This is a genomic window from Streptomyces sp. NPDC051173, from assembly GCF_040689515.1.
GTDB lineage: Bacteria > Actinomycetota > Actinomycetes > Streptomycetales > Streptomycetaceae > Streptomyces.
The window spans coordinates 39,187-55,315 of record NZ_JBFBBD010000016.1; the positions used below are offsets into that span (position 1 = coordinate 39,187).

Below are 16,129 nucleotides of genomic sequence, written 5' to 3' on the forward strand. Positions count from 1 at the left end.
CCTGCCACTGTGAGCCGGGGGAACTCACAGCCGGCTGGTGGTGGCGCCGATGTCCACCCGCGCCGCGGCAACGGGAGTCTGCGCCGCGCCCTCCTCGCTGATGCCGTAGCGGGCGTGGAAGCGGCGCAGCGGGCCGGGCGCCCACCAGCTGCGGTCGCCCAGCAGCCGCATGGCGGCCGGGAGCAGGATGCCCCGGATGAGCGTGGCGTCCAGCAGGATGGCCAGGGGCAGGCCCAGGCCGAGCGCCTTCAGGTAGCTGATCCCGGAGGTGATCATCACGATGAAGACCAGGGACAGCAGGACGGCCGCGTAGGTGACCACCTTGCCGACGCGCTCCAGGCCTGTCGCCACGGCCAGTTGGTTGTCCCCGGTGCGGTCGTATTCCTCCTTGACCCGGGACAGGATGAACACCGCGTAGTCCATCGACAGGCCGAAGCCGATCGCGGCGACGAGGATGGGGGTGGTCCAGGTGATGGCGCCGGTGTTGATGAAGTCGCCGACCAGGCCGCGCAGATGGCCGTCCTGGAAGACGTAGACCAGCGAACCGAAGGTGGCGCTGAGGCTCAGCGCGCTCAGCAGCATCGCCAGGAGCGGCAGCAGGAGGCTTCCGGTGAGCAGGAACAGCAGGATGTATGTGCCGAGTCCGACGATGCCCAGGGCGTAGGGGAGCTTGTCCTTGAGGATGTCGAAGGTGTCGACGGAGATGGCGGGCTGGCCGCCGACGGTGACCGGGAAGGGCGAGCCGGCGTCGCGGACGTGGGTGACGATGTCCTTACCGGCGGTCGACAGCCCGTCCACCGCCGGGACCACCGACAGGTAGGTGGAACCGTCGCTCGCGAAGCGCCTGGAGGCGTCGGTCGCGGGGGCGACCTGCTTGCCGTCGGCGTACGAGCCGGTCAGCGCGTCGACCCGGGCGACGTCGGGCAGGCCCGAGAGTTTCGTGGCGTAGGCGGCGATGTCGCCGGTGTGCCCCGCGGGCGAGCCGATGCCGCGGCCGACGACCTGGATCGCCTGGGCCTCACGGCTGTTGAAGTCCTGCTGCACGGACCTGGCCACCTGGGCCGACTGGGCGCTCTTCGGCAGGATCTGCTCGTCCGGCAGCCGCATGTTGAGGTCGACGGCCGGTGAGGCCAGGAACGCCATGACCGCGAGGACCCCGATGGCGAGCGGCACGGGGCGCCGCATGACGACGACCGCCAGCCGGTGCCAGAAGCCCTGGCCCTCCTCGGCGGCCGGGCGCGGCTTGCGCCGGATCAGGCGCAGCTTGTCGATCCGGGGGCCGGTCCAGGCCAGCAGCGCGGGCACGATGACCAGCGTGGCGACCGCGGCGACCAGGGTGGTCAGCGTGCCGCCCACGGCGATCGACTGGAACATGCCGAACGGAATGACCATCAGGGACAGGAACGCGATGGCCAGGGTGACCGCGGAGAACGTCACGGTGCGGCCGACGGTGCGCATGGTGGCCCGGATGGCCTCCGAGGTCTGCCCGCCGTTCTTCCCCAGTTCCTCGCGGTAGCGGGTGATGAACAGCAGGCTGTAGTCGATCGCGAGGCCGAGGCCGAGGAAGGTGGTGATGTTCATGAGCAGGTTGTTCGCGTCGAACACGAAGGTCAGCGCGAACAGCAGCCCGAAGACCAGCATCAGCGTGCCGAGGGCGACCGCGAGCGGGAGGAACGCCGCCACCAGCGAGCCGAAGATGATCACGAGGACGATGAGCACCAGCGGGAAGACCATGCCCTCGGCGCGCCCGGCGTCCTTGGCGGCCTGCTGGGTGTTCTCGTAGTTCATCAGGGCCAGGCCGCCGAGCTTGACGTCCAGGCCGTCGACCTTGCCGGTGTACTCGTCCTTCAGGCCCTTGACGCGGTCGTTGACCTTGTCGAAGTCGCCGAGGATGGTGCCGCTGACCAGCGCTTGGTTCCCCGACGCGCCGCGCAGCGAGGGCGACTTGCCGGTCGACCAGTACGAGGCCACATTGCTGAGGTCCTTGTTCTCCTGGAGCCGCCGTGTCAGCTTCAGCCCGGCCTCGGTGACGGCGGGGTCGTCGACGCCGCGGTCGGCCTTGACCAGGATGGTCAGATTGGTCCGGCCCTGCTTGAAGTCCTTCTCCAGGGCGGACTGGGTCTTGGCGGACTCGGTGTCGTTGTTCTCGTAACCACCCATGGTCAGACGGCCGTTGAGCCCCATGGAACCGCCGCCCACGCAGAGGACGATGACCAGCACGGCCAACAAGATCTTCTTTGGCCGGGGAAGGATCAGCCTCGCTAGCCTGTCGAGCATGTCGGTAATCTCCTGTCAGGCGGCGCGCCGTCAGGGGTGATGCGCGCTCACATTTTATGGAACAGGGTGTTTCAGAGTTGCGGGACAGTCTGCACCGAAGTTGGTTGCGGTGCAAGGTGCTTCATGGACGCGACGGTCATCACGTGTGCAGGGCCAGCACGTTGGCGGCCACCAGGACGGGCACGCCCCAGCGGTGCAGCTTCATACCGAGGACACGGGCGACCAGGACGTCGCCGCGCACGAGCCCCGCGTGCGCCTGACGCGCCCGTACGGCCCAGAGCGGCAGCGCGAGCGCCGCGAACCACACCGGTACGGCATCCAGGGCGATGGCGGCCACGAGCGCGGCGGGCTCCAGCAGATGGATCGCCGCGACCATCCGCCGGTAACCGGCGGCCGAGCTGCGCGTGGCCAGGTTCCGGCGGCCGGCGAGCCGGTCCCCCTCGACGTCGTTCATGTTGGAGTAGAGCGACACGAGCAGGCTCCACAGCCCGACGAGGCAGGTCTCCAGGACGACCAGGCCGGTCGCCTCCCCGGTCAGCAGCACATAGGGGACGAGCACGGCGAGACCCGGAGTGAGCAGGATCAGCTCCTGCCCGCCGCGATAGCTGATCTTGAGCCCGTAGGAGTACTGCACATTGCTGGCGAGCACCGCCGCCAGCGTCACGCACGCCCACAGCGACCGCTCCGGCGCCACGGCCAGCGCGATCCCCCAGAAGACCGCGCCCCACACGGCCGCGCCCCAGCCGAACAGCTCTGCCTGGCGCACCGTCAGCGCACCGCTCAGCAGCGGCTTGCGCGAACGGTCCCGCAACGTCCCGTCCTCGGGAGAGTAGTTGCGCGCGTCACTGCCGTCCCGGATGCCGGTCACGTCGTCGAGGGCGACCGTGGCCGCCACCACGCCGACATAGCCGACAGTGTGGAGCAGCAGGACCGACCAGGTGCGGCCGTCCCACAGGAGCGCACCGGGCAACGCCGTCCAGACGACGAAGGCGGCCAAGTAGTAGTCGTAGAAGGAGAGCTTTCCCAGCTTCGCGTAGACCCTCAGACGCCCCGTGACGCCTGACGGTGACACCGTGCTGACCGCGGACATCGATCGGCCGCCTTTCGTCGTGGAGGAGGACGGGCGGCTCAGAGCGGCCTGCGCCCGCAGGTGGAGATGAGCACCTGCGACAGCCAGCGGTGCGCCGGATCGGCCATCTCGCGCAGCGCCTCGTCGATACGGGCACCGTCCACGAGGCCCTCGGCGACGAGGCGCGGGCGCAGGAACTCCAGCCACAGCTGGTAGTGCCTGGCCTGCTCCGAACCGCCGTACACCAGCACCGCGCGACCCTCCGCCGAGACGTCCTCGAGCCCCGCCTCCAACACGGCCTCGAGATCGAAGTGGCCGCCCCTCGGCTCGTGGCCCGAGCGGCGCATCAGGCCGTAACCGGCCACGCGGATGTCCTGCAGGAAGCCCTCGGAGACCGAACTGCGGAACAGCGTCAGGGAGTCGGTGTCCTCCAGAAAGAGCGTTCCGCCCGGCTTCAGCGCGCGGACCAGGGCGGCGACCGCCGCGGGCCGGTCCTCGAGGTGCTGGACGACCATCCGGGAGTGGACCAGGTCGAAGGAGGCGGCGGGGAGCTCGTCGCTACGGATGTCGGTCCTCACGACCTCGACATGGGGCGCCTCGATCCAGCCCAGCCGGTCGGCCGCCAGGTCGGCCGCGACCACCCGGCCGGACGGACCGACACGCTGTCCGAGCCAGTGGGCGATGGACCCGGACCCCGCGCCCACCTCGAGCACCGACCAGCCCTCGGTGACGCCCAGCCGTTCCAGGCGCTCGACCGTACCCGGGTCCCACAGCGACTCGTTGGTGCGCAGCCGCTCCGTCTCCCGCTCCCACGCCGGATCGAAAACGTACTCCTTGACGTCACCGGCCGGAATTGCGTCAGCTGTCATGGAACCTCTCCCTCGAGAATCTCGCCACCGGAAATCGCACTCCCACGCTAGGAAGCGGACAGGCCCACCGGCTATGGCAATTGAGTGCGCCGGAGGCAGGGGCACAGACAGTTATCTGCTAAGGACCGGCAGGCCCTGCGCGGCCTAGCGTGAGCCCTCCAAAACCAGTGAATTACGGGAGGAGCTCCCGGTGTTGCACACACTGCTTGTCGGGCTCGGACGATCGGGGCGAGAACTCCACCTGCCCGTGTTGCGCAGGCTGCGCGAGGAGGCCGCCGCGACGGGCGCGCGGAGCCTCTTCGCGCCGGACGACCCCCTGGGCTACGACATCCTGCCGACGGCACCCGTCCCCGGACTGCTGACCGTGCCCTCGCTCGCCCAGGCCCGCGCACGGCTGGACCCCGCCGTCACCGTCGTCCACCTCTGCAGCCCGCCGACGGAGCGCGTCGAGGTCCTGCGGGAACTGGCCCGACTCGGCTTCCGCTCCTTCCTGGTGGAGAAGCCGATCGGCACCGACAGCGCCGTCGTCGACGCCATGCGCCTGCTGCGGCACGAGTACGGCCTGCGGCTCGCGGTGGTCGCGCCCTGGCTGCACAGCACGCTCACCGAACGGCTGGAGCGGCTCGTCCGCTCGGGCAGCCTGGGCCGGCTCCGCCATATCACCGTGCACCAGCACAAGCCGAGGCTGCGCAGATCGCTCAGCACCCCGAGCCATCCGACGGCCTTCGACGTCGAACTCCCGCACTCCGTCGGCGTGGTGCTGCGCCTCGCCGGTGCCGGCCGTGTGACGACGGCGTCCTGCACCGACGCGAGGGTGGGCGGCGCCGTGGTGCCGAGGATGGGCACGGCCGGGCTGACCCTGGAACACACCGGCGGCGCGGTCAGCCGGATCTCCACCGACCTCGCGTCGCCCCTGCGGGAGCGCCGCATCGTGCTCGGCTTCGACGCCGGCACGGCGGTCGGCCACTATCCGGTCAGCGGCGAGGATTCGTACGCCCACCTGCGGGTGACGCCCATCGGACTGCCCGAGCAGTACGAGATCTTCCCGGACGAGGCCCTGGACGCCTGCCTCCTCCAGACCTACCGGGGCTTCGCCGAAGGCGCCGACTTCGCGGCGGACTTCGCCCTCCAGGCCGGGGTGGTCGAGGCCCTGGACCAGGCGAAGAACCACGTCGCGACGGACGCGGGCGAAACCACGCACACCGGGGGGCGAGGGCTCCGTGTCGGCTGAGACCCGCCCCTCCCCCCTGCTCCCGCCCGGGATCGAGCTGTCCGGCATCGGCGACGAGGCGGGCACCTCACTCGGCGAGCAGATCGCCGCGCTCTCCGCCCTGGGATGGGGAGCCGTCGAGCTGCGCACCGTGGACGGCACCGCCGTCGCCGACCTCGACGAGAACGGCTTCGAGCACCTCTGCGTACGCCTCGCCGACGCCGGGCTGAGGGCCGCCTGCGTGGACTCCCGCATCGCTGACTGGGCCCGGCCGGTCACCGCGGACTTCGCTGCGGACCTGCGGGAACTCGACATCCTCGGCAAGCGCTGCGCCCGGCTCGGCACCCGCTTCGTCCGCGTCATGTCCTACCCCAACGACGGGCTGGACGAGGACGCCTGGCGCAGCGAGGTGCTCCGCCGCATGAGGGAGCTCACCGCGCGCGCCGAGGACGCCGGACTCGTGCTGCTGCACGAGAACTGCGCCGGCTGGGCGGCGACCCGCGCGGACCGCATGCGCACACTCCTCGAGCACGTCGACAGCCCCGCGCTCAGGCTGCTCTTCGACACCGGCAACGGCGTCGCCTACGACTACGAGGCGTACGACCTGCTGCCCGAGATCGCGCCCTACGTCGCCCACGTGCACGTCAAGGACGCCCTCGGCACCCCGGACGACACCCGCTACACCCTCCCCGGCCGGGGCCGCTGCCGGGTCCGCGACGCGCTGCGCCTGCTGCTCGACCACGGCTACACCGGCGTCTGGTCCATCGAGCCGCACATCAACGTCCGTCCGCACGAGTCCCTCACCACCACGGGCCGCTCCGGCGTGGAGGCGTTCGTCGCCTACGGCCGGGAGCTGGAGCGACTGGCCGGCGGCCTGGGACGAGGTGCCGCATGACCCGCGTCGAACTGCTCCCGGCCGAGCGTGAACTGCTGCTGCGGCTGATCGAACTCCCCACTGCCGGGCCACTGGAGACCGGCGAGGACGGGCCGCGCCCGCTGCTGTGGGAGGCCCAGCGCACCTACGCCGACGCGGCGGCCGACCTGGGCCTCACCGTCGTCCACCACGAGGCCCCCGCGCCCGCGGTCCTGGACCGGGGCGGCGTCCCGGCCACGGTGCGCGAAGCCGCCGCGCTGATGCCGGACTTCCTGCGCTGCCAGCCGAGCATGGTGCTGCGCCTGGGCCCGCCCCTGCCGCCCGAGCACACCGTGATGTTCAACGCGCACCTGGACACGGTGGCCGGCTGGGAACCCCCTCGGTACGAGGACGGCCGCTTCCACGGCCGCGGCGCCATCGACGCCAAGGGCCCGGCCGTCGCCCTGCTCGCCGGCCTGCGCCGAGCGGTGGAGACCGTACCCGGGCTGGGGCGGGACACCGGCGTCCTCGTCCAGCTCGTCGCGGGCGAGGAGGGCGGCGCCATGGGCGTCTTCGGCACCCGCCCGCTGGTCGAGAGCGGCTACACCGGCAGGCTCAACATCTTCTGCGAGCCCACCCGGTCCCACCTGGTGCCCCGGTCCACCGCCGCCGCGACCGCCCTCGTCGAGATCACCGGACAGGACTCCATCGACGACCGCCCGGAAGGCGGCCACAACGCCAGCGTCCTGCTGGGCTTCCTGGCCCAGCACCTCGCCGAGCGGCTTCCCGGCAGTGCCGAGGGCGGCCGGGTGTGCGTGGCCGGGCTGCACACCGGCCGAATGCACAACAAGGTGTACGGCACCGGGCAGCTCCTGCTGAACCTCGCCTACGCCACCACGGCGGCGGGCCGCACCCTCACGGAGGCGCTGGAGAGGGAACTGCCCGAAGCGCTCGACGCCTTCGCCCAGCGCTTCGGCCGGCAACCGGACTTCGCCCGCACCGCCGCCGACGCCCACACCGTCACCACCCTGCGCTGGCTCAAGCGCGGGCTCCCCGCACTGGACGGCGACTCCCCCCGCTCCTCCTGGGCCGAACGCCTGCTCGGGCAGGAAGCGGGCATCCCGTACGCCCCCCAGGACTGGCCGGCCTGCACCTGCGACGCCATCTGGATGCAGGGCGTTCCCGACGCGTACACCGCCGTCTACGGCCCCGGCGACCTCGAAGCCAACCACGCCCATGCGGCCGGGGAGTTCGCCGAAGCCCACAGCCTCGAAGAGTTCGCCACCGGCATCACCTCACTCCTGAAGCAGTTCGCCCAGGCAACGGAGGAACCGTCATGACAGCCATGTCCCCCACAGCCCCCACAGCCCCCACGGAGCGTACGGCCGGTGGCCGAGGCAGCCCGGACAGGGCGGTGCGCGTCCCCCACGCGTCCCTGGTCGCCTTCGCGGCCGAGGTGTTCGAGCGCCGCGGCGTGCCGCCCCGGCGGGCCCGTACCGCGGGCGAAGCGCTGGTCTACGGCGACCTCAGCGGCATGCGCTCCCACGGCCTCGCCAACCTCACCCGCCTCTACCTCCCGCTCCTCGACGACGGCAGGGCGCTGCCGGATGCCGAACCCGAAGTGCTCGCCGACCGGGGGGCCGCACTGCTCCTCGACGCCCACAAGGCGCTGGGCCTGTGGGCCGCGAGCGAGGCACTCGACCTGGCCGCCGAACGGGCCGCCGACTCCGGAATAGGGCTCGTCTCCGTCCGCAACGCCACCCACTTCGGCTGCGCGGGCCACCACACCCGGCGGCTGGCAGAACGCAATCTGATCGGCATCCTCGCCTCCAACTGCGGACGCCAGCGGATCGCCCGGCCGCCGGGCGGGCGAGCCGCGATGCTCGGCACCAACCCGATGAGCATCGCCGCACCGGCGGGCCCCGGACTGCCGCCGTTCGTCCTGGACATGAGCACCACCGCCGTGCCCACCGGCAAGGTCCGCGAGGCCGCGCGAGCCGGCCGTTCCATCCCCGAGGGCTGGCTCCAGGACGAGCGGGGACGGCCGGTCACCGACCCGGGCGCCCTCGACCGGGGCGAGGGCTTCCCGCTGTGGCTCGGCGGCCGCCCCGAGACCGGGGCGTACAAGGGATACGGGCTGGCCCTGCTGGTGGAAGTCCTCGCCGCGCTCGTACCCGGCGCCGGGCTCGGACCCGCCGAGGAGGCCCACACCGGCCACGGCGGACCCACCGGGCGCGACGACGACATCGGCTTCCTCGCCCTGGCCGTGGCCCCCGGCGCGCTCCGCCCGGTGGACGGCTTCCTCCAGGACGCCGCCGGCCTCTTCCAGGCCCTGGTGGACTGCCCGCCGCTCGACGCGAACGCACCCGTCAGCTACCCCGGCGCGCGCGAAGCGGAACTGAGCGCCGGTGCGCTCGCCCACGGCGTCGGGATCACCCCCGAGCTGTATGCCGAAATCCGCTCCGTCGCCGCCGCCCTGGGCATCGACGCCCCGGAAGGAGAACCGTCATGACCGTGATGAAGGACGATCCGGCCGAGCTGCGCATCGGCATCGTCGGCCTCGGCGTCATCTCGCGCTTCTACGTCGCGGCGTTCGACGAACTGCCGGACCTGCGGCTGGCCGCCGTCTGCGACCTGCGCCCCGAGGCGCTGGCCCCCTTCGAGGGCCGCGCCCTGTGCTACACCGACCACCGCACGATGATCGCCGAAGCCGGTCTCGACGCCGTCGTCGTCAACGTGCCCAACGACGCCCACGCCGGTGTCTGCGCGGATCTGCTCGCGGCCGGTCTCGCGGTCTGTGTGGAGAAGCCCCTCGCGACCCGCGTCGAGGACGGGCGCGACCTGGTCCGTACGGCCCGGGAGCGTGGCACGGTGCTGTTCACCTCCTTCCACCGGCGCTACAACGACAACGCGCTGGACCTGCTGCGGCGGATCGCCGGCAGCGCGGCACCCGTCGCCTCGCTCACCGTGCGCTATCTGGAGAAGATCGAGGAACACGCGGGCACGGACCGCTGGTATCTCGACCCCCGGCGGTGCGGCGGTGGCTGCGTGGCCGACAACGGTCCCAACGCGTTCGACACCGTAAGGCAGTTCATCGGCCCGACCGAGGTCACCGATGCCGTGGTCATCCGGGACGCCGGAGGCACCGACCGGCGGGCGACCGTCCTGCTGCGCTCCACGGCCGGCGCCACCGCGCGCGTGGTGCTCGACTGGGCGTACCCCGGGGAGCGCAAGGACATCGAGGTCCGCCTCGCCGACGGCACCGTCCACACCGCCGACATGCTGGCCGGCCACCCCGCTTTCAAGCAGTCCCTGTGGCACGAATACGCCGGAGTCCTGCGGGACTTCGCCGCCGCGGTGCGCGCGGGCGAGGACCGCGGCGAGGGCGGCCTCGCCGCACTGGAGCTGGTCGCCGAGGTCTACCGCCGCGAGTCGGCGACAGCGGGCGCGGCCCTGGCGGGAGGCCGCCGGTGAACCCGGCCGAGGACGGAGCCAAACGCCCGGTCGACGGCAGCCTGGTGAAGATCCTCACCCACCGCCGCGACGACCGCGGCATGAGACTCGAGGAATTCGCCGGCCGCTGCGTCCGGCGCGGCGAGATCCACGAACTGGTGACCACGGACCAGCACGACACGACGCCCGGCGCGGTCGTCGACCGCGTCGGCTTCCTCGGCTTCGTCGAGGTCGGCACCGGCGGCGTGCTCGACCGCGGTGACGAGGTGCGGATCGACGGCCGCCCGGTGGGCACCGTACTGGGCTTCGACGCCTGCCACTTCCCCAACCACTACAACGTGCTGATCGCCGTCGACACCACGACCACCGGCCCGGAACTCGGGCTCCGGCCCGGCATGGAGGTGCGTTTTGGCTCCGGTTCTTGACCCGGTCGCCCCCTCGGCAGCCCCGCGGGAGACAACCCTGCTCCACACCGTCACGGACCCGGCGAGCCTGCGTGCGCTCGCCCCGGACCGGCCGGCGGAACTGGCCGGGGAGTTCCGCGACTTCCTCGTCACGGCGGTGTCCCGCACGCTGCGCAGGCAACTCCGCGAGGCGCTGGAGGTCGAGGACGCCCCCACCGCGGTCCGCTACCCGAAGAGGCCGGTCCCCGCCGCCGAAGTGGAGCCGGTCGACGTGCTCGCCGGGATGGACGTACCGGCCCGCCCGCGCGGCACGGTGGACGTCCTGCTCGTCTCGGTGGGCGCGATGGCGCCCGTCTGCCTCGCGGCCGCCGAGGAGCTGTCCGGGCGGGGTCTCGGGGTGACCGTGCTGGACCCAGGCTGGGTGGTACCCGTCAACCCCGCCTGCACCTGGGGGTGACGGAGGCGGGCCCGGCGTTCCAGGGCACGGTCAAGTCGGCGGTGGCCTTCGGCGCGCTGCTCTCCGAGGGCAACGGCGACACCATCCGGGTCTCGCTGTCGGCGCCGCCCGCGGAGGAGGTCAAGGCCGGCATCCAGATCCTGGAGTCGCTGAACCTGCGGCAGCGCCGGCTGGAGATCGTCTCGTGCCCGTCCTGCGGGCGGGCACAGGTGGACGTCCACAAGCTCGCGGACCAGGTGACGGCCGGCCTGGAGGGCATGGAAGTGCCGTTGCGGGTCGCGGTGATGGGCTGTGTGGTCAACGGTCCCGGCGAGGCGCGCGAGGCGGATCTGGGGGTGGCCTCGGGCAATGGCAAGGGCCAGATCTTCGTGAAGGGCGAGGTCATCAAGACCGTGCCGGAATCGAGGATCGTGGAGACCCTCATCGAGGAGGCGTTCAAGCTCGCCGAGCGCATGGAGGACGGAGGAGCGCCCGCGGGCGGACCCCAGGTCATCGCCGGCTGAGCGGAATGCCGTTCCGCCCGCCGGAGCCCTCGACACGACAGAACGGTCGTGCGGGGGCTCCGGCATGCCCGAGCGGATGACAGGGAAGTCCGGCGTTCCTGCTAACCCGTCCGCGGTGGCGGCAATTTCTTGCCCGTAGCGCGAGGACTTCTCCTCTTCGTAGCGTCATTCCCATGCCGATCCCCTCAATTCAACACCAGGATCCGCCTGTTCCGTTCTTCGACCAGACGGAGTCCTTCACCTCCCTCTGGCCCCTCATCGCCCGGCACACCGACGACGTCTTCGACCGGGGCAAGTTCTCCCACGGCAGGAAAGTGGCCGAACTGGAGCGGGCCCTCGCCGAATACACCGGTGCCAAACACGCGGTGGCGGTGAACAGCGGCACCGACGCACTGGTCATTCTGCTGCGCGCGGCAGGCATCGGTCCGGGCGACGAAGTCGTCGTTCCCGCCTTCTCCTTCTTCGCGTCGGCGTCCTCGGTCAGCATGGCCGGGGCCACACCGGTCTTCGCCGACATCACCACGGACGGCGACTACGGCCTCGACGCCGCTTCCGTGGAGGCCGTGATCGGCGAGCGCACCCGCGCCGTGCTGCCCGTGCACCTCTTCAGCCAGCTCGCGGACATGACGGCCCTGACCGAGCTGGCGCGGCGCCACGGCCTGATGGTGCTCGAGGACAGCGCCGAAGCCATCGGGATGCGGTGGGACGGCACCCACGCGGGGCTGCTCGGCACCGGCGGCGTCCTGTCGTTCTTCCCGACCAAGACCCTCGGCGCGCTGGGGGACGCGGGGATGGTGCTCACGAACGACGACGAGGTCGCCGAGAAGGCCGGGGTGCTGCGCCACCACGGCCGGATGGGCAAGACCATCGACCACATCGCCGGCATCTCCAACCTCTCCGGGGTCTCCGGTACCAACAGCAAGATGGACGACGTCCAGGCGGCCGTGCTGCTGGCCAAACTCTCCCGCCTCGACCGGGACATCGCGCGCCGCCGCGAGCTGGCCGACGCCTACACCGCACGGCTGCGCGGGACCGACGGGGTGCTGGCCCTGCCCCGGACCGTCCCCCGCCCGGTGCGCGCCGACCCGGTCTCCTACGTCTACCTCCTCGAGGTGGAGCGGCGGGACGAGCTGGCGGCCCATCTGGCGGCGCGCGGCATCGGCACCGAGACGTACTACCCGCGACCGCTCCCGCTGCAACCCTGCTACACGGACGAGGGGCGCAACCGGCCGGGACGCTTCCCCCACGCCGAGGCGGCCAGTGAACGGACCCTGGCGCTCCCCCTGTATCCGGACCTGACCGAGGAGCAGCTCGAGACGGTCTGCGCCACGATCTCCGACTTCTACGCCGGGAGGCGGTGACATGACGATCCCCTTCTTTCCCCCGGATCTCTTCGAGCAGGACCGGCAGGTCTTCAAAGATCTGCTGTACGAGGTGGGTACCGACCCGGAGCAGCGCTTCATCCTCGGGCGGCGCACCGCCGCGCTCGAAGCGGAACTGCGCCTCACCACCGGGGCGGGACACGTCATCGCGTGCTCCAGCGGCACCGGCGGGCTCAACCTCGCGGTCCAGGCCCTCGGGATCGGCCCCGGTGACGAGGTCGTCGTCCCGGCGTTCTGCTGCCAGCCGGTGGCCAGTTCGGTGGCCGGCCTCGGGGCGACGCCGGTCTTCGCCGACGTCGATCCGCACACCATGGTCATCGACCCGGACGACGTGGAGAGGCTGATCTCGGAGCGGACGCGCGCGATCATGCCGGCCCATGTGTTCTCGATCATGGCGGACATGCCGCGCCTCACCAAGATCGCCCGGGAGCACGGGGTGAAGGTCATCGAGGACGCGGCGGTGGCCGAGGGCGCGGTGCTCGACGGCGTCCCGTCCGGCCGCTGGGGTGACCTCGGCGTCTTCTCGTTCTTCCAGGTGAAGGCGTTCGGCACCGCCGGGGAAGGCGGCGTCGTGCTGACCGACGACCCCGAACTGGCCGAGCACGTCCGGATGCTGCGCAACCACGGCCAGGACGGCGTCCACCGCTTCGTGCACCACCACATCGGCCAGAACAGCCGCTTCGACGAGATCCTCGCGGCCTTCCAGCTGCACCGCCACGCCGGCTTCGAGGACCGCCTCGAACGCCGCGCCCGGATCGCCGACTACTACACGGAGCGCTTCGCGCCGCTGGCCGAGCGCGGGCTCCTGGCGCCGCCCGCCGGGCGCAACGGCCGCTGCTACTACGTGTACTCCCTGCTGGCGCGGCGCCGCGGCGACCTGCGCGCCTGGCTCACGGAGAAGGAGATCGGCACCCACGTCTACTACCCGGTGCCGCTGCCGGGCCAGCCCGCCTTCGCCCGGTACGCCCCCGAGGGCCGGGAGTGGCCGGGAGCCCGGTACGCGAGCGACCACAACCTGGCCATCCCGATCTGGCCCCATCTCACCGATGCGCAGGTGGAGTACGTAGCCGACTCGATCTGCGAGTTCTACGCCTGAGCGCTCCGCCGGAAGTCCGGTACTCCGACCGCGGGCCGTTCGCGGCCGGTCGCGCAGTTCCCCGCGCCCTTTCGGGGCGCGGCAGCGCACCGGGCTTCGGCAAGTCCGCCCAGGTGCGGCCTTCGACCGAGTGCCGCCTTCGACTGAACGGGGCGTTCCGAGCGGGTTCTCCGCCCACGGCGCGGCCCCGGCGCACGCGCCTTCCGAGTGACTGAGGAGTTTTGGATGACCACCAAACTGGTTGTCATGGGGCAGGGGTACGTCGGTCTGCCCCTGTCCGTCGCGGCGGCCGAGCACGGTTACCACGTCGTCGGGTACGACACCGACGCGACCCGGGTGATGCGGCTGGCCGCCGGCGAGTCGTACGTGGGGGACGTGTGCGCGGACCGGCTCGGCGCCGTGCTCGACCAGGGTACGTACCGGCCGAGCATCGACCCGGACGACCTGGACGGCTTCGACATCGCCGTCATCACCGTGCCCACCCCGCTGCTGGACGGGGTGCCCGACCTCTCCTTCGTCGAGGCGGCGGGCGAGGCGCTGGCGTCGCGGCTGACGCCCGGGTCCACCGTGATCCTGGAGTCCACCAGCTATCCGGGCACCACCGAGGAGGTCCTCGCGCCCATCCTGCAGAAGGGCTCGGGGCTGAGCCCCGGGCTCGACTTCCACCTGGGCTACAGCCCCGAGCGCATCGACCCGGGCAACCCCGAGTGGACCTTCGAGACCACGCCCAAGGTGGTCTCCGGCGTGGACGAGGAGTCACTGCGGGAGGTGGATGCCTTCTACGCCACCATCGTCCGCGAGACCGTGCTCGCGCCGTCGACGCGGGTCGCGGAGCTCGCGAAGGTGCTGGAGAACACCTTCAGGCACGTGAACATCGCCCTGGTGAACGAGCTCGCCACGCACGCCGCCGGCATCGGCGTCAACGTCTGGGAGGCACTGGACATCGCCTCGACCAAGCCGTTCGGCTTCATGCGCTTCACGCCCGGTCCGGGCGTCGGCGGCCACTGCCTGCCGGTCGACCCGCTGTATCTGTCCTGGCGGGTCGAGCGGACCCTGAGCAAGCGGTTCCGGCTGGTCGAGCTGGCTCATGAACTCAACAGCCAGATGCCGGAGTACGTGGTCAGCCGGCTCACGCGCGGGCTCGACCGGCGGCGGCAGACCGTCACCGGCTCGCGCATCCTGATGCTCGGGCTCGCCTACAAGGCGAACACCGGAGACGTACGGGAGTCCCCGGCGCTGCCCATCGCCCGGATGCTCGTCGAGGCGGGCGCCTCCGTCCGGGTGGTCGATCCGCACGTCACCGAGAGCGTCGGCATACCGGGGCTCACCCGGGTCGAACTGACCGAGGAGGAGCTCAGGGAGGCGCACGCGGTCCTCATCACCACCGACCACGATGCCGTCGACTACGAAGCCGTCGCCTCCGCGGCACGGTATGTGTTCGACTGCCGTCGCCGCGTCCCGTCGGGGGAGAACATCGAGTCCCTGTGACCGTCTCCGTGACCACGGCATCGCCCTTGTGCCTCGCGCGAGGGCGTCGTCCGGGTCCCGCCGGGACACGGCGGCTCCGCCGGCGGGGCGGCGGACCACCGGTCGGACACGGCCCCGGGCGGAGCGCTCTGCCCGCCACGCGGCCAGGACCGTCCCGCTCACCACGGGACGGCACGCGGTTCACCACCGGACGGAACGCGGTCAGGACTCCGCGCAGTAGTCCGTACGCGCGCAATTCGCCAGAGCGGTGTCCGGCACGCTGTCGGGCGGCACCACCCCCGGTGGCGCCGCGCCGGTGAAGTCGAAGACGGAATCGGTGCCCGCGTGCGTGTCGATCAGCGGGTCGCAGACCAGCATGGCCCGGTGGAGCCCGTGGATGCCGGGGGACGGCTCGAGCCCGAGCTCGTCGTGCATCACCTGCCGCAGACTCTGCGCGACCCTCAGCGCCTGGGTGCGGCGCCCCGACCGGTACAGGGCCAGCATCAGCTGCGCGTGCAGGTACTCGTGCGTGGGGCACTGCGCGGCGAGTGAGCTCAGTTCGCCGACCAGTTCGCGGTGGCGGCCCAGGCGCAGCTCGGCGTCGACGCGCTGCTCCCGTACGCTGATGCGCTCCTCTTCCAGCCCGATCAGGTGGGCCCGGAGCACCGGTCCGGCCTGGACGTCGGACAGGGCCGAGCCCTGCCACATGCGCAGCGCACGGCAGAGCAGCGCCGACGCCTGCGCGTCGTCCCTGCGCAGTCGGGCCCGGCCCTCGCGCACGAGCGCCGTGAAGTTGTTGATGTCGAGTTCGTCATTCCTGGCGATCAGGATGTAGCCGCCGTCCCGGGTCGCCAGCACGCGTCGTGCCGCCTGCGGGCTCCCGATGCGCGGAATCGCGCCCAGTGCCCTGCGCAGTTGGAGGATGTACGACTGGACGGTGGAGAGCGCGGAGTTCGGCGGGGAGTTGTCCCAGAGTTCGTCAATGCAGGTGCTCGTCGTGACCACTTGGTTGGCGCTCAGGAGCAAGAGGGCCAGGAGCTGCCGCTGTTTAGGCGCGGTCGGGGTGCAGTCACGCCCCTGTTCGCTCAC

Annotated in this window: 14 protein-coding genes and 1 pseudogene; 11 read left to right on the top strand and 4 right to left on the bottom strand. The window is 71.6% G+C overall.

The annotated features are described in order from the left end of the window. Nucleotides 1-24 precede the first annotated feature (24 nt). From AB0435_RS12170 to AB0435_RS12180, 3 genes are all read right to left on the bottom strand, one after another. Nucleotides 25-2,277: an MMPL family transporter gene (locus tag AB0435_RS12170; protein WP_366426817.1), complete on the bottom strand. Its 2,253-nt coding sequence runs from the start codon at nucleotides 2,275-2,277 to the stop codon at nucleotides 25-27. Between the two features lie 139 nt (nucleotides 2,278-2,416). Further along, on the bottom strand, nucleotides 2,417-3,367 hold the full coding sequence (locus AB0435_RS12175) for a UbiA family prenyltransferase (RefSeq protein ID WP_366426818.1): 951 nt from the start codon (nucleotides 3,365-3,367) through the stop codon (nucleotides 2,417-2,419). A gap of 38 nt (nucleotides 3,368-3,405) precedes the next feature. Continuing rightward, nucleotides 3,406-4,215: a methyltransferase domain-containing protein gene (locus tag AB0435_RS12180; protein WP_366426819.1), complete on the bottom strand. Its 810-nt coding sequence runs from the start codon at nucleotides 4,213-4,215 to the stop codon at nucleotides 3,406-3,408. A gap of 190 nt (nucleotides 4,216-4,405) precedes the next feature. On the opposite strand from AB0435_RS12180, the gene AB0435_RS12185 reads away from it, so the two are divergent. The 11 genes and pseudogenes from AB0435_RS12185 to AB0435_RS12235 all read left to right on the top strand — a co-directional run bounded on the left by AB0435_RS12185 (nucleotide 4,406) and on the right by AB0435_RS12235 (nucleotide 15,061). Next, nucleotides 4,406-5,446 (top strand): hypothetical protein, encoded by a 1,041-nt coding sequence (locus AB0435_RS12185; protein WP_366426820.1) that lies wholly within the window; start codon nucleotides 4,406-4,408, stop codon nucleotides 5,444-5,446. Further along, entirely contained in the window at nucleotides 5,436-6,320 is an 885-nt protein-coding gene (locus AB0435_RS12190) for a sugar phosphate isomerase/epimerase family protein (protein WP_366003610.1), read from the top strand. Before AB0435_RS12185 ends, AB0435_RS12190 begins: the two co-directional genes overlap by 11 nt. Beyond that, the gene (locus tag AB0435_RS12195) at nucleotides 6,317-7,618 is read left to right on the top strand and encodes a M20/M25/M40 family metallo-hydrolase (protein ID WP_366426821.1); all 1,302 of its coding nucleotides are present in this window, start codon (nucleotides 6,317-6,319) and stop codon (nucleotides 7,616-7,618) included. The genes AB0435_RS12190 and AB0435_RS12195 overlap by 4 nt, the downstream gene beginning before the upstream one ends. Further along, nucleotides 7,615-8,790 carry an Ldh family oxidoreductase gene (locus tag AB0435_RS12200; RefSeq protein WP_366426822.1) on the top strand — a complete coding sequence of 392 codons (1,176 nt, stop codon included), beginning with the start codon at nucleotides 7,615-7,617 and terminating at the stop codon, nucleotides 8,788-8,790. The genes AB0435_RS12195 and AB0435_RS12200 overlap by 4 nt, the downstream gene beginning before the upstream one ends. Then, a complete protein-coding gene (locus AB0435_RS12205; RefSeq protein ID WP_366426823.1) occupies nucleotides 8,787-9,752 on the top strand; it encodes a Gfo/Idh/MocA family oxidoreductase in 966 nt (321 codons plus the stop codon). The genes AB0435_RS12200 and AB0435_RS12205 overlap by 4 nt, the downstream gene beginning before the upstream one ends. Further along, the gene (locus AB0435_RS12210; protein WP_366426824.1) at nucleotides 9,749-10,156 is read left to right on the top strand and encodes a hypothetical protein; all 408 of its coding nucleotides are present in this window, start codon (nucleotides 9,749-9,751) and stop codon (nucleotides 10,154-10,156) included. Before AB0435_RS12205 ends, AB0435_RS12210 begins: the two co-directional genes overlap by 4 nt. Before the next feature lie 262 nt (nucleotides 10,157-10,418). Further along, nucleotides 10,419-10,592 carry a transketolase C-terminal domain-containing protein gene (locus AB0435_RS12215; protein WP_366003641.1) on the top strand — a complete coding sequence of 58 codons (174 nt, stop codon included), beginning with the start codon at nucleotides 10,419-10,421 and terminating at the stop codon, nucleotides 10,590-10,592. Beyond that, nucleotides 10,577-11,095, top strand: a pseudogene (locus AB0435_RS12220) (flavodoxin-dependent (E)-4-hydroxy-3-methylbut-2-enyl-diphosphate synthase); the annotation flags it as partial. The gene AB0435_RS12215 and the pseudogene AB0435_RS12220, both read left to right, overlap by 16 nt. A 173-nt stretch (nucleotides 11,096-11,268) precedes the next feature. Further along, on the top strand, nucleotides 11,269-12,456 hold the full coding sequence (locus AB0435_RS12225; protein WP_366426825.1) for a DegT/DnrJ/EryC1/StrS family aminotransferase: 1,188 nt from the start codon (nucleotides 11,269-11,271) through the stop codon (nucleotides 12,454-12,456). A gap of 1 nt (nucleotide 12,457) precedes the next feature. After that, complete coding sequence (locus tag AB0435_RS12230) at nucleotides 12,458-13,573, top strand: DegT/DnrJ/EryC1/StrS family aminotransferase (protein ID WP_366426826.1); 1,116 nt, start codon at nucleotides 12,458-12,460, stop codon at nucleotides 13,571-13,573. A 225-nt stretch (nucleotides 13,574-13,798) separates the two neighbouring features. After that, nucleotides 13,799-15,061 carry a nucleotide sugar dehydrogenase gene (locus tag AB0435_RS12235; RefSeq protein WP_366003617.1) on the top strand — a complete coding sequence of 421 codons (1,263 nt, stop codon included), beginning with the start codon at nucleotides 13,799-13,801 and terminating at the stop codon, nucleotides 15,059-15,061. 201 nt (nucleotides 15,062-15,262) lie between these two features. On the opposite strand, the gene AB0435_RS12240 is transcribed toward AB0435_RS12235, so the two are convergent. Beyond that, on the bottom strand, nucleotides 15,263-16,129 hold the full coding sequence (locus tag AB0435_RS12240; protein ID WP_366003619.1) for an AfsR/SARP family transcriptional regulator: 867 nt from the start codon (nucleotides 16,127-16,129) through the stop codon (nucleotides 15,263-15,265).